Source organism: Hydrogenophaga sp., assembly GCF_018780385.1.
GTDB lineage: Bacteria > Pseudomonadota > Gammaproteobacteria > Burkholderiales > Burkholderiaceae_C > Hydrogenophaga.
This window is the reverse complement of the sequence record NZ_JADMJO010000003.1, coordinates 628,755-641,025: the sequence shown is the minus strand read 5'-3', so window position 1 is coordinate 641,025 and position 12,271 is coordinate 628,755. Positions and strand designations below refer to the sequence as shown.

The 12,271-nt window shown below is 66.9% G+C and carries 14 protein-coding genes; 13 read left to right on the top strand and 1 reads right to left on the bottom strand.

Features of this window, described 5'->3' with window-relative positions:
- Positions 1 to 2 precede the first annotated feature (2 nt).
- Positions 3 to 1,040 (bottom strand): phosphate ABC transporter substrate-binding protein PstS, encoded by a 1,038-nt coding sequence (pstS, locus tag IV113_RS03560; protein WP_291080864.1) that lies wholly within the window; start codon positions 1,038 to 1,040, stop codon positions 3 to 5.
- 151 nt (positions 1,041 to 1,191) lie between these two features.
- Between pstS and phoB the strand changes: the two genes are divergently transcribed.
- The 13 genes from phoB to epsA all read left to right on the top strand — a co-directional run bounded on the left by phoB (position 1,192) and on the right by epsA (position 12,078).
- A complete protein-coding gene (gene phoB, locus IV113_RS03555; RefSeq protein WP_291080863.1) occupies positions 1,192 to 1,878 on the top strand; it encodes a phosphate regulon transcriptional regulator PhoB in 687 nt (228 codons plus the stop codon).
- Positions 1,879 to 2,083: 205 nt separating this feature from the next.
- Positions 2,084 to 2,515 (top strand): type II secretion system major pseudopilin GspG, encoded by a 432-nt coding sequence (gspG, locus tag IV113_RS03550; RefSeq protein WP_291080862.1) that lies wholly within the window; start codon positions 2,084 to 2,086, stop codon positions 2,513 to 2,515.
- 2 nt (positions 2,516 to 2,517) lie between these two features.
- The gene (locus IV113_RS03545) at positions 2,518 to 3,699 is read left to right on the top strand and encodes a type II secretion system F family protein (protein ID WP_291080861.1); all 1,182 of its coding nucleotides are present in this window, start codon (positions 2,518 to 2,520) and stop codon (positions 3,697 to 3,699) included.
- On the top strand, positions 3,696 to 5,399 hold the full coding sequence (locus tag IV113_RS03540; protein WP_291080860.1) for a GspE/PulE family protein: 1,704 nt from the start codon (positions 3,696 to 3,698) through the stop codon (positions 5,397 to 5,399). The genes IV113_RS03545 and IV113_RS03540 overlap by 4 nt, the downstream gene beginning before the upstream one ends.
- Positions 5,386 to 6,207, top strand: coding sequence for a hypothetical protein (locus tag IV113_RS03535; RefSeq protein ID WP_291080859.1), 822 nt, complete (start codon positions 5,386 to 5,388; stop codon positions 6,205 to 6,207). The genes IV113_RS03540 and IV113_RS03535 overlap by 14 nt, the downstream gene beginning before the upstream one ends.
- 2 nt (positions 6,208 to 6,209) lie before the next feature.
- Positions 6,210 to 6,731 carry a PilN domain-containing protein gene (locus tag IV113_RS03530; protein WP_291080857.1) on the top strand — a complete coding sequence of 174 codons (522 nt, stop codon included), beginning with the start codon at positions 6,210 to 6,212 and terminating at the stop codon, positions 6,729 to 6,731.
- An 11-nt stretch (positions 6,732 to 6,742) separates the two neighbouring features.
- Positions 6,743 to 7,267: a GspMb/PilO family protein gene (locus IV113_RS03525; protein ID WP_291080855.1), complete on the top strand. Its 525-nt coding sequence runs from the start codon at positions 6,743 to 6,745 to the stop codon at positions 7,265 to 7,267.
- Positions 7,267 to 7,806 (top strand): hypothetical protein, encoded by a 540-nt coding sequence (locus IV113_RS03520; RefSeq protein ID WP_291080853.1) that lies wholly within the window; start codon positions 7,267 to 7,269, stop codon positions 7,804 to 7,806. Before IV113_RS03525 ends, IV113_RS03520 begins: the two co-directional genes overlap by 1 nt.
- Positions 7,803 to 9,920: a secretin N-terminal domain-containing protein gene (locus tag IV113_RS03515; protein ID WP_291080851.1), complete on the top strand. Its 2,118-nt coding sequence runs from the start codon at positions 7,803 to 7,805 to the stop codon at positions 9,918 to 9,920. The genes IV113_RS03520 and IV113_RS03515 overlap by 4 nt, the downstream gene beginning before the upstream one ends.
- Entirely contained in the window at positions 9,917 to 10,393 is a 477-nt protein-coding gene (locus IV113_RS03510; protein ID WP_291080849.1) for a type II secretion system protein, read from the top strand. Before IV113_RS03515 ends, IV113_RS03510 begins: the two co-directional genes overlap by 4 nt.
- Positions 10,387 to 10,782 carry a prepilin-type N-terminal cleavage/methylation domain-containing protein gene (locus IV113_RS03505; protein ID WP_291080847.1) on the top strand — a complete coding sequence of 132 codons (396 nt, stop codon included), beginning with the start codon at positions 10,387 to 10,389 and terminating at the stop codon, positions 10,780 to 10,782. The genes IV113_RS03510 and IV113_RS03505 overlap by 7 nt, the downstream gene beginning before the upstream one ends.
- Positions 10,769 to 11,293: a type II secretion system protein gene (locus IV113_RS03500; RefSeq protein WP_291080845.1), complete on the top strand. Its 525-nt coding sequence runs from the start codon at positions 10,769 to 10,771 to the stop codon at positions 11,291 to 11,293. The genes IV113_RS03505 and IV113_RS03500 overlap by 14 nt, the downstream gene beginning before the upstream one ends.
- Entirely contained in the window at positions 11,290 to 12,078 is a 789-nt protein-coding gene (epsA, locus tag IV113_RS03495; protein ID WP_291080843.1) for an XrtB/PEP-CTERM-associated transcriptional regulator EpsA, read from the top strand. The genes IV113_RS03500 and epsA overlap by 4 nt, the downstream gene beginning before the upstream one ends.
- The last annotated feature ends 193 nt before the right edge of the window (positions 12,079 to 12,271 follow it).

The following is a 12,271-nucleotide window of genomic DNA, read 5'->3' as shown; positions in this document are numbered from 1 at the left end:
GACTATTTGTAGGCAACAGACTTGCCTGAGGGATCCCGCACCCGGGCCCACAGCGACTCGACCGAATCCACCACGGACTTGGGCAGGGCCGCGTAGCCCAGATCGGTCGTCATGGTTTCTCCCTTGGTCATGCCCCAGTGGAAGAAGCGCAGGGCCTGAGCGGCGTGGGCCACGTTGTCGGGCTTCGCATACATCAGCACGAAGGTGGCGCCGGTGATGGGCCAGGCCTCGGCGGCGGGTTGCTGGGTCAGCATGTGTGAATGGGATGTGGTCCAGTCCACGCCGGTGCTGGCGGCCCGGAACGCAACGGTGCCCGGTGCCACGAAGGCGCCCGATGCGTTTTGCAGCAGGGCGTAATTCAGCTTGGCCTGCTTCACGTAGGCGTACTCCACGTAGCCGATCGCGTTGGGGGTGCGCGAGACGACGGCGGCCACGCCCACGTTGCCACGACCGCCGGTGCCCGTGGGCCAACCCACCTGGGTGCCTTCACCGATGCGCGTTTTCCACTCGGCGTTCACCTTGCCGAGGTAGTTGGTGAAGATGAAGGAAGTGCCGGAGCCGTCCGAGCGAAACACCGGCGTGATGGTGGTGTCGGGCAGGGGGAGTTGCGGGTTGAGGGCCTGGATGGCGGGGTCGCTCCAGCGGGTGACTTTGCCGAGGTAGATGTCACCGAGGATGGCGCCGGTGAGGCGAAGCTGACCGGGGTTGATGCCCCGCAGGTTCACCACCGGAACCACGCCACCGATGAGGGTTGGAAACTGGATCTGACCTTTGCGGGCGAGTTCGTCGTCCTTCAACGGCGCGTCCGTGGCACCGAAGTCCACGGTGCGTCCATCGATCTGTCGAATGCCGCCACTGGAGCCGATGGCCTGGTAGTTCACCTTGACCTCGGCAGCGCCTTTGTAGGCGTCGGCCCACTTGGCATACGCCGGTGCGGGAAAGGTGGCGCCTGCGCCGGTGATGTCCTGAGCGATGGCGCTCAGCGAGACCATCGCCATGCCCGTCGCGACCAAAAGGCAGTTGAAGTTGAGGAGCTTCATGTGACGCGAACACCGGATGAATGAGAAGACCGCGAGTCTAGGGAGCAAGTACGTCAGATGTGTGACTGGGCAAAGTCCAAAGCGCGCGGAGCTGCAATCAAACCGTCACTGCGTGCTACTAGGATGTAAGCAATTAATTGATGGATGAAACATGGCCGCTCAAATTCTTGTCGTCGAAGACGAGCCGCACATACAGGAGCTCATCGCCATCAACCTCACACGCGCCGGGCACTTCGTGCGCTGCGCACCGGATGCCGAGCAGGCCCGCGAGATGATGCAGCGCTCGTTGCCCGACCTGCTGTTGCTGGACTGGATGTTGCCGGGCATGTCGGGCGTGGAACTCACACGCATGCTGCGCTCGGAGACCCGCACGCGGGACATCCCCATCATCATGTTGTCCGCCCGCATTGAAGAGCGCGACAAGATTTCCGGTCTGGAGGTGGGCGCCGACGACTACATCACCAAGCCGTTCTCGCCGCGCGAGCTCATTGCGCGCGTGGCCGTGATCCTGCGCCGCCGGGTGCCGCAAGTCACGGTGGACGTGGTGCGCATCGGCGGTCTGGTGCTGGACCCCGCAGCGAAGACCGTGATCGCAAAAGGTTTGCCGTTGGCGCTGGGCAGCACCGAGTTCCGCTTGCTCCACTTCCTCATCACGCACACCGACCGCGTGTACAGCCGAAGCCAGCTGCTCGATCACGTGTGGGGCGCGGACTTCGTGGGTGACGACCGGACGGTCGACGTTCACATCAGTCGCTTGCGCAACGCGCTGTTGCCCGCTGGTCTGGACCAGGTGATACGCACGGTGCGGGGCAGCGGGTACAGCCTGACCGTGTCCTGACCGTGTCCTGATCGCGAGCCTGGCGAACTGTTTCAACTTTGCTGTGGATGGTTTCACTTTGTATGGTCCGTTTGGATCAAAAAGAGGTAAGGCCATCGAATTCAGGTATCCCAACGTCCCGGTGTAACCCGCCCTTCACATGGCCTTCCTAAAGTCGTGTGACCGCAAGGCCCCTTGCAAGCATCACTGTCGCGGAGTTCTCCTCATGTTTCGAAAACCTGCCCACCGCATCCCGCGGTCGCGTGGATTCACGCTGCTTGAATTGCTGGTCGTCATGGTCATCATCGGCCTGCTCGCGGGCTTTGTCGGCCCCCGGTTTTTTGCGCAGATCGGAAAGTCCGAAGTCAAGACGGCGCGCGCCCAGATCGATGCACTGGGCAAGGCGCTTGACCAGTACCGGATCGACATGGGCCGGTATCCGACCAGCGAGGAAGGCCTGGCGGTGCTGAACGAGCGTCCTGCCGATGCCGGCAAGTGGTCGGGTCCTTACCTTCAGAAGGGTGTGCCGGTGGATCCCTGGGGTCTGGCCTACATCTACCGTTCGCCGGGAGAGCAGGGCGAGTACGACCTGTCGTCCTATGGCAAGGACCGTCAGCCCGGTGGCACCGGCGAAGCCGAAGACCTGGTGAGCTGGTAGCCATGCGCTACCGCGTCAAGGCCTTGCAGGCCGACTTGTCCGTGACCGTGAGCAGCATCGAGGCGCCCACGCTGGACGACGCGCGCCGTCAGGTGCAGGCACTGGGCCAGTCGGTGGTCTCCCTGACCCGTGAGACCCGGCTGGGAACGGGTGGAGGACGCAGCGAGTTCCCCCTGTTGCTGTTCAGTCAGGAGCTGCTGTCCCTGCTGAGTTCGGGCGTGAGCATCGTGGAAGCGGTGGAGACGCTGGCGGAAAAGGAGAACCGCCTGCCTGTGCGCGCGGTGTTGCAGCGACTGTTGACGAGTCTGCGCGAAGGCCACACCTTCTCCAGTTCGTTGCAGGCCATGCCGCAAACTTTCCCACCGCTCTTCATTGCCACGGTGCGCGCCAGTGAGCGCACCAGCGATCTGGGCGAGGCGCTCGCGCGCTACATCGCCTACGGCAACCAGCTCGAAACCTTGCGCGGCAAGCTGGTGAGTGCCGCCATCTACCCCGCCATGCTGATCGGTGTGAGCTCCCTCGTGATCCTGTTCCTCATGGGTTATGTGGTGCCGCGCTTCTCGCACATCTATGAAGACATGGGCGACAAGCTGCCCTTCATGTCGCGGCTCATGCTGCAGTGGGGTCAGGCGGTCGAGCAACACTGGCCCGTGCTGCTGGGTCTCATGGCGGCGTTGGTGGCCGCACTCGCCATGGGCGGTGGCCGCTGGCTCGGCCTGCGCCTGATGGGGCAGCTCTGGCGCATTCCCGCGGTGGGTGAGCGCATGCGTGTGTTCCAGCTGGCCCGTCTGTACCGCACGCTGGGCATGCTGTTGCGCGGCGGCATTGCCATCGTTCCTGCGCTCGACATGGTGAGTGGTCTTCTGTCGCCCGCGCTGCAGCCCCGGTTGACGGCGGCCACCAGCCGCATCCGCGAAGGGCAGCCCATGTCGCAGGCCTTCGAGGCCCAGGGCCTGAGCACGGCCGTCTCGTTGCGCATGCTTCGGGTGGGTGAACGCACCGGCAACATGGGCGAGATGATGGAGCGAGCCGCCGCCTTCCACGACGAAGAGCTGTCTCGCTGGGCCGACTGGGCCACGCGCTTGCTGGGGCCGGCGCTGATGTTGATCATGGGCCTGGTGATTGGCGCGATCGTGGTGCTCATGTACTTGCCCATCTTCCAGCTCGCGGAGAGCGTGCAATGAACGCGCCGCGCGAAATGCAGCATCTGGCGCAGGCGTTTTCGGTGGCCGAGCTGCAACAGGCGCGCGCCGCCGCGCTGACCGAAGGTTTGAGTCTGATCGCCTGGCTGGAGGGCCATGAGGGCCAGCAGGGTCTGCCCGGCGGCTGGCTCGCCCGGCTCGCCGCGACCGCCGGCGTACCCGCGCTGGGCATGGACGAACTGCACGCGCTGCAGCCCGCCTTTGACCTGTTGCCCTATGGCGATGCCTTGCAGCGCGAATGCCTGCTCATGCGCGCAGAGCCCGCGGCCGATGGCACCGAGGGGGATCTGGTGCTGGTGATGGCCGACCCCTTCAACACCGATCTGCTGGCCTGGGCCGAAGAGCGCGTGCGCCAACCCAAGCAGTTGCGACTGGCTCACCGCGCCGACATCGCGGCCTACCTGGCGCGCCACGAGGACAGCCTTCGCGCGATGGACAGCCTGGCCCCGATGCAGCAGGCCGCGGGCGCCACCGAGGGCGAAGACATTTCCTTGCGCAGCATCAGCGAGGACGCGAGCCCGGTCGTGCGGCTGGTCAACTCCACGCTGTACGACGCGCTCAAGTCGGGGGCGAGCGACATCCACCTGGAGACCGCCGGTGGTGGCATCTACATCAAGTACCGCATCGACGGCGTGCTGGCCAGCGTGGGTGGCATCCACGGCAGCGAGAACGCCGAGCAGGTGATCTCGCGCATCAAGGTGATGGCCGAGCTCGACATCGCCGAGCGCCGCGTGCCCCAGGATGGCCGCTTCAAGGTGGCCGCCCTCGGCAGGGACATCGACATCCGCGTCTCCATCATGCCCAGCATCCACGGCGAGGACGCCGTGTTGCGCGTGCTCGACAAGGAGCGCCTGTCGGACCAGGTGACGGGCTTGCGGCTGGAGGCGCTCGGCTTCGATCCACAAACCATGCGTGCCTTGCGGGCGCTGTGTCAGGAGCCCTACGGCATGTTGCTGGCCACCGGCCCCACCGGCAGCGGAAAGACCACCACCCTGTACGCCGCGATCAACGAGATCAACCATGGGCACGACAAGATCGTCACCATCGAAGACCCGGTTGAATACCAGCTCACGGGCGTGCTGCAGATTCCGGTCAACGAGAAGAAGGGCCTCACGTTCGCGCGCGGCCTGCGCTCGATCCTGCGCCACGACCCCGACAAGATCATGGTGGGCGAGATCCGCGACGGCGAGACCGCGCAGATCGCGGTGCAGGCCGCGCTCACCGGACACCTGGTGCTCACCACCGTGCACGCCAACAACGTGTTCGACGTGCTGGGCCGCTTCACCCACATGGGGGTGGATCCCTACAGCCTGGTCGCCGCTCTCAATGGCATCGTGGCGCAGCGTCTGGTGCGGGTGAACTGCCCCGATTGCGCGGTGCACGACACGCCCTCGGCCGAGCTGCTGGCCGAGAGTGGGCTGGGCGAGGTGAGCGGTTTCCGCTTCATGGCCGGACGGGGCTGCGCGAGCTGTCGCGGCACCGGCTTCAAGGGGCGCAAGGCGGTGGCCGAGGTGCTGATGCTGGACGACGAGCTGCGCGAAATGATCGTCACCAAGGAACCTGTTCGCCGGATCAAGGAGGCCGCCCACCGCAAGGGCACGCGCGTGTTGCGCGACGTTGGCCTGGACCTGGTGCGTCAGGGCGAAACCACTCTGCAGGAGCTCAACCGTGTTGTTCGCTGAACGTACGCAGCTGCAGGTGGCCCTGCTGGAAAACTGTCTGGTGATCGGCGGCGCTGACGGACGCCGCAGCAAGGCCGGGCTCAAGGCCGAGGTGCTGAACCTGCCGCTGGCCGCGCCTCAGGCGCCGGCCTGGCAGCCCGCTGTGGCCGCGCTGTCTGGCTGGCTGCGAGAACGGGGTTTGCAGCGTGCCCACCTGCGTGTGTTTCTGAGCAGCCAGCTGGTGCGCTGGCAACTGCTCGAGTGGCAGCCGCAGCTGACGCGACCGCAGGAGCTGGAGGCCTATGTGCATCTTCGTTTCCGCGCCACCTTCGGCGCGGCGGCTGACAGCTGGCGCGTGGTCCACACCGAGCCTCTGCCCGGGCGTGCGCTGCCCGCCTGCGCGATCGACGAAGCCCTGCTGGCGGAGCTGCAGGCCTTGGGCAGCATTGGCCAGACCAAGGTGTCGAGCGTGGTGCCTTACTTTTCTGCGGCCTTTGACCGTTGGCGCGGCAGCCTGGGCCATCAGGTGGCCTGGTTTGGCGTGATCGAACCCGGCAGCCTGACGCTGGGCCTGCTGCACCGTGGTGTCTGGCGGGGACTTCGATCGGCGCGTCACGCCCAGCCCTCCGCGTCCGGCTGGCGCAGCTTGCTGCCGGCGTTGCAGGCCCAGATCCAGCTGGCCAGCGGCATCGAGCTCGACAAGGCTCCTCCGGTGTACCTGGTGGGCTGCGGTGGTGGAGCAGGCGATCGCCGCGAGGCGGGCGTGGTGTGGCTCGCGGCCGAAGGTGGCGGGCCCTCGGGGGTCGAGCGCATGGCCTGGGGAATCTAGACATGCAAGCTCTGCGCATTGACTTTCTGAGGCGCCGTCCACCGGCTTCCCTGTTGGGCTGGGCGCTCATGCTGGTGGGCGTGGTCGGCATGGCGCTGGCGGCGCTGGATTACGCGCAGGCGCGCGAAGAACTGCAGTCCACGCTGGACCGGGCCGAGCGCCAGGCGCGCAGCGCCAAGACAAGACCCCGCAGCACCGCACCGGCGCCGGCCTCTGGCGTGCTGACGGCCAGCGCGCGCGTGGGCGCCGCGGTCGCCCCGCCCTGGGGACGCCTGCTCAGGGAACTGGAACAACTGGCCGATCCGGGCATTGCCCTGCTGGGCATCGAAGCGCAGGGCGCTTCGCGCCAGTTGCGCATCACCGGGGAGGCCAGGACCATGCCCGAGGTGATCGCCTATCTCGAGAGCCTGCGCCGCTCGCCATTGAGCAGTTCGGTCGTGCTGGGCTCGCACGAAGTGATCCTGCAAGACGGTGTGCCGGTGATCCGCTTTTCGCTGGACATGGCCTGGGGAGGGGCCTCGTGAAAGCCTCACCCATGAGCCACCTGTTGTTCTTGCTGCACCGCCACGGCTGGCCCGCGTTGCTGGGGCTGCTGCTGATGGCGCTCACCTGGCCGCTCGCCCACTTCGGCGCCGATGGTGCCCGTGCGCAGACGCGCGCCCTGCAACAGTCGCAGGCCGAGCAGCGCGAGCGCCAGGCCCGCCAGCCCGACCCTCAGGCCGACCAGGCCACCCGACTGGCCGAGTTCGAGGCCCGCTTGCCGCAGGCACCGGCCGCGCTTCAAGCGGTGCGGCACATGCACCGCAGCGCGGCCGAACACGGTGTGGTGCTGGCCAGCGGCGAGTACCGTCTGGTGCCCGAGTCCGGTGGCCGCCTGCAGCGTTACCAGATCACCCTGCCGGCCGATGGCAGTTACCCCGATCTGCGGGCCTGGATGGCCGATGTGCTCAACGAGTTGCCATCGATGGCACTCGACGAAATCAGCCTCAAGCGCAATGCCGTGGGTGAGACCCAGGTGCAGGCGCGGGTGCGCTGGTCCTTCTACCTCAGGGTGCCCTGATGGCCAGCCGCCGATCACTCATGCTGGGCGGGGCGCTGGTGCTCACACTGGTGGCCACCTGGTACGCCGCGAGCGTTGACGAGGCCGCAGACGAGATGTTGGCCGCGCCACAACGCGCCGCTCCATCGGGTCGGACGGCCGCACCGGGCGGGGCTGCCGCACCGAACACAGCGTTGGATGTCGCCGTGGGCCGCGAGCCCGCGGAACGCGACGCCAACGAACCTCAACGCATGGCGCGCGACGGCGGCAACCTCTTTGCCGCACAAAGCTGGAAGCCGCCCCCACCACCGCCCGCGGTGGCGGCTCCGGCGCCCCCACCGCGCGCCCCCGAGTTGCCTTACCGCTACCTGGGACGCATGGAAGAAGACGGCCGCGTGATCGCGTTTCTGGCCGAGGGAGCCCAACAGCAACCGCGCGTGGTGCGCCAGGGCGACCTGCTGTCCAACTACCGCGTTGATGAAATCACCCCGCTGGGCATGCGCCTGACCTACCTGCCCTTGAACGAAACACAGCGCCTGCTGTTTGGAAGCAATCCTTGAATCCCCTGTTCATCTCCAGCCGCATGGCGGCCATGCTGATCCTGTGCGTGTGCGCGGGCTGCGCCACCCACCCCGCCATCCGCGAGAGCCAGGCGCTGCTGGATGCGGGGCGGCTCGATGAAAGCGTGCAGCGCCTGGAAGCGGGTGTGCGCGAATCGGCCAACAACACCGAGCTGCGCGCCCTGTATTTCCGCCAGCGCGACCGGGTGTCGGCCCAGCTCGTGGCCCTGGCCGAGACCGAGCGACTGCAGAGCCGACTGGACGAGGCACAGACGCTCTACGAGCGCGCCAACAGGCTCGATGGCAACAACCCGCGCGTGCGCGACGGCATGATCGCGCTGGAGAACGAGCGCCGCGTGGCTGCCCGAATGACCCAGGCCCGCGGCCTGCTCGCCAAGGGCGACAGCGCGGCCGCCGAACGTGTGTTGCGCGAGGTGTTGTCGGTGGCGCCCACCCAGGCCGAAGCGCGCCGCCTGCTGGCCCGCCTGCGCGCCGATGCACCACGCCCCGACGCACCGCCGAACGCCCTGACCGCCGCGCTGTCCAAGCCCATCACGCTGGACTTTCGCGAGGTGCAGATCAAGTCGGTGTTCGACGTGATCGCCCGCACCTCGGGCGTGAACTTCGTGTTCGACAAGGACGTGCGCTCCGACACCCGCGTCACCATCTTCGTGCGCGATGCCAGCATTGAAGAAGTCATCGAGCTGGTGCTCACCACCAACCAGCTCGAACGCAAGCTGCTCAATGACAACACCTTGATGATCTATCCCAACACGCCAGCCAAGGCGCGGGACTACAAGGAGCTGGTCACCCGCAGCTTCTTTCTCGCCAATGCCGACGTGAAGCAGGCGCAGGCGATGATCCGCACGCTGGTGAAGACCAAGGACATCTTCATCGACGAGAAGCTCAACCTGGTGATCATCAAGGACACCGCCGACGCGGTGCGGCTGGCGGAGAAACTGATCGAATCGCTCGACATGGCCGAGCCCGAGGTGATGCTGGACGTCGAAGTGCTCGAAGTCACCCGCAGCCGTTTGCAGGAGCTCGGCCTTCGCTTCCCCGACCAGATCGGCTACGGCCGGTTGCAGCCCGATCTGAACACCACCATCGTCAACAACGGCGTGACGCAGAGCAACACCACGCTGGGCGGCACACTGGCCCAGGGCTTTGTTGACCTGCGCAACCGCAACGGCCTCACGTCGTTCGTGTCGAACCCGGCGCTGACGCTGAACCTGCGGAGCGAAGCGGGCGACGGCAACACCCTGGCCAACCCGCGCATCCGCGTGAAGAACCGCGAGAAAGCCAAGATCCACATCGGCGACAAGCTGCCGGTCTTTACCACCACCTCCACCGCCAACGTGGGCGTGTCGGCTTCGGTGTCCTATCTGGATGTGGGTCTGAAGCTGGACGTGGAGCCCAACGTGTACCTGGACGATGAGGTCGGCATCAAAGTGCAGATGGAAGTGAGCTCCGTGACCCGCGAAGTCACCGGCCCCGCTGGCTCCCTGGCCTACCAGATCGGCACCCGCAGCGCGGCCACGGTGCTGCGCCTGCGCGACGGCGAGACCCAAGTGCTGGCGGGGTTGATCAGCGACGAAGAGCGCAGCAGCGCCAACCGCCTGCCCGGGCTGGGCGACATCCCGACCTTGGGACGGCTGTTCTCCAGCACCCGGGACAACAACAGCAAAACCGAGATCGTTCTGCTGATCACACCGCGCATCGTGCGCAACGTGGCCCGGCCCGACGCCAACGCCTTCAACGAGCCCGCCGGTTCCGAAGCCGACGTGGGCGCGCCGCCGATACAGCTCAAGCGCACCGTGCCGCGCAGCCTGTCGATGTCCAGCGGCGGCGCGGGCGCGCGTCCGTTGCCGCGCCCGCCCGGTGCCTTGCCCGCGGCCCGGTCTCCCGACACCCCCGTCGCACCCGATGCCACGCCCGACGCGCCAGCCGAAGTCAATCCTGCGCCCGGCGCGGACGGTGCTGCAGCCGTGCCCGCCGCGCAGCCGCCCACGGTGCCGGCGGCACCGGCGGCGGCCGGTGCGCCAGCGTCGTCGGTCACGCTCACACCGGTTGCGCCACTGGCGCCCGCCCGCCCGGCAGGTCAGGCGCCATGAAGCACCAGGCCCGTGGCTTCACGCTCATTGAACTGGTGGTCACGGTGGCCATCGTGGCCATCCTGGCCTCGGTGGCGGTGCCGCTGGTGGAGCTGAGCGTGCAGCGGGCCAAAGAACACGAGCTGCGCACCGCACTGCGCCAGATCCGCGGTGCACTCGATGCGCACAAACGCGCCACCGACGAGGGCCGGGTGTTGGCCCGCACGGGGGGCAGTGGTTACCCGCGCACCCTCGGCGAGCTGGTTGAGGGGGTGCCCGATGCCAAGAGTCCCACGACCGCGCGCATCTATTTCCTGCGCCGCCTGCCGCGCGATCCGTTCAACGCCGACCGCAACCTGAACGCGGCCGACACCTGGGGCCTGCGCGCCTACAGCAGCCCGCCCGATGCGCCCGCCGAAGGTGAAGACGTGTACGACGTGTACTCGCGCTCCGGGCGCACCGGCCTCAACGGCGAACCCTACCGGCAATGGTGACCATGAGACGGCTGCGCGGATTCACCCTCATCGAGCTCATGGTGGTCATGGCCATCGTGGCCACGCTGTTGACCATCGTCACGCCACGCTACTTCGCCCACCTGGAGCACGCCAGGGAAACCGCGTTGCGCCAGACGCTGGCCGTCACGCGAGACGCCATCGACAAGTACCACGCCGACAACGACCGCTACCCCGCCACGCTGGAGGAGCTGGTGGACAAGCGCTACCTGCGCAGCCTGCCCACCGATCCGATCACCGACCGCAACGACACCTGGGCCCTGCTGCCGCCGCCCAGCCGCCTGCAGGGGGATTCCACCGAGGTCACCAGCGGCGTGTGGGACTTGCGCAGCGGCGCGCAAGAGGAGGGCAAGACCTATGACCAGTGGTGATCGCCCGCCTGTTGGCCGTCGCCAGCAGCAGGGCTTCGGGTACCTCATGGTGCTGTTTGCCCTGGCGGCCATGGGCATCTCGCTGGCCAGCGCGGGCCAGGTGTGGCACACCGCGGCCCAGCGCGAGAAAGAGGCGCAGTTGCTCTTCGTGGGCCACCAGTTCCGACTGGCCCTGGCCTCGTACCGCGACCGCAGCCCCGAGGGTTCGCCCAACACACCCGCCACGCTCGATGACCTGCTGCAGGACAAGCGCTTTCCCAAGCCCGTGCCGCACCTGCGCCGCCTCTGGCGCGACCCCATGACCAACAGCACCGACTGGGTGCTGGTCAAACCCGGTGGGCGCATCACCGGCGTGCACACCCGCCACGAGGGCGAGCCGCTGCGCCATGTGCACGAGCCGCGCGACGCGAGCTTGAGCGGCACCACCGCCTACAGCCAGTGGGTGTTCGTGGCCGAGCCGCCCGCCACCGCCCCTTCCGACATCTCACCCGTCACAGCAGGATCCCCATGAACACCACCTCATCGTTTGTTCGACTGAACGCCAGCGATCTGGAGCACTTGCTCATGACCATGGAGCGGGCGCTGGAAGTCCAGACCCGTTCGCAATTCTTTCTGTGGGCCCAGGGGGCGCTGCAGGGCTTCATCGCACACGAAGCCCTGTGGTGTGCCCACGGCGACATCGAGCGCATGCGGTTCCGGGTGGAGTCGTTCTCCAACGGCGTCACCAGTGAACGCATCGAGGCCCAGGTGACCGATGCCACCGATGGCCTGTTGCCGCGTCTGGTGGACGACTGGATCCGCGGTGGACGCATGCCGCGCCTGCTCAGCAGCGAAGGGGGTGACCAGGTCGGCCGGCGCCAGCTCATCAGCGAGCTCAAGCACTGCGGCTTCAACCATGTGGCGGTGCACGGCGTGCGCGAGTTGCAGGGTGAACACGGCAGCTTCTTCGTGTTCGCCGGCATGGACCACGTGCCCAACCAGCGCGATGCCTACCTGCTGGAGTTGCTCATGCCCCACCTGCACCTGGCCTTGCACCGCATGCGCATGCGCGAGAGCGGCGGCAGCTGCGCCGACATGACGCCGGTCACCCTGTTGTCCAAGCGCGAGATTCAGGTGTTGCACTGGGTGAAGAACGGCAAGACCAACATGGAGATCGGCCAGATCCTGGGCATCAGCCCACCCACGGTGAAGAACCACCTGCAGAAGGTGATGCGCAAGCTCAACGTGAACAACCGCGCCCAAGCGGTGGGCAAGAGCGCCACGCTGCGCCTGATGGCGCACAGCGATCTGAACTGAGGCGAGGAAGCAAGGAAGCAAGCAGGGGGAAGGGCGCAGGGCCCGAATCCGTTTCGTGACGGATTTCACTACCTGAACGGACTACGCGGACCCGGGAACTGCCCCAACGCGGTGCAACGTTGGATTTCTACAGTTCCTTCTGTGCAGCCGATGGCTTGGAGCTGCAACCGGCGAAAAGTTCCCCCCTTCCTTG

Bases quoted from the DNA above. Each gene is read 5' to 3' on its own strand.
- IV113_RS03505 (WP_291080847.1), top strand. From the start codon at position 10,387: ATGGTGACCATGAGACGGCTGCGCGGATTCACCCTCATCGAGCTCATG.
- epsA (WP_291080843.1), top strand. From the start codon at position 11,290: ATGAACACCACCTCATCGTTTGTTCGACTGAACGCCAGCGATCTGGAG.
- IV113_RS03540 (WP_291080860.1), top strand. From the start codon at position 3,696: ATGAACGCGCCGCGCGAAATGCAGCATCTGGCGCAGGCGTTTTCGGTG.
- pstS (WP_291080864.1), bottom strand. From the start codon at position 1,040: ATGAAGCTCCTCAACTTCAACTGCCTTTTGGTCGCGACGGGCATGGCG.
- IV113_RS03530 (WP_291080857.1), top strand. From the start codon at position 6,210: ATGCAAGCTCTGCGCATTGACTTTCTGAGGCGCCGTCCACCGGCTTCC.
- IV113_RS03545 (WP_291080861.1), top strand. From the start codon at position 2,518: ATGCGCTACCGCGTCAAGGCCTTGCAGGCCGACTTGTCCGTGACCGTG.
- phoB (WP_291080863.1), top strand. From the start codon at position 1,192: ATGGCCGCTCAAATTCTTGTCGTCGAAGACGAGCCGCACATACAGGAG.
- IV113_RS03500 (WP_291080845.1), top strand. From the start codon at position 10,769: ATGACCAGTGGTGATCGCCCGCCTGTTGGCCGTCGCCAGCAGCAGGGC.
- gspG (WP_291080862.1), top strand. From the start codon at position 2,084: ATGTTTCGAAAACCTGCCCACCGCATCCCGCGGTCGCGTGGATTCACG.
- IV113_RS03510 (WP_291080849.1), top strand. From the start codon at position 9,917: ATGAAGCACCAGGCCCGTGGCTTCACGCTCATTGAACTGGTGGTCACG.
- IV113_RS03525 (WP_291080855.1), top strand. From the start codon at position 6,743: ATGAGCCACCTGTTGTTCTTGCTGCACCGCCACGGCTGGCCCGCGTTG.
- IV113_RS03520 (WP_291080853.1), top strand. From the start codon at position 7,267: ATGGCCAGCCGCCGATCACTCATGCTGGGCGGGGCGCTGGTGCTCACA.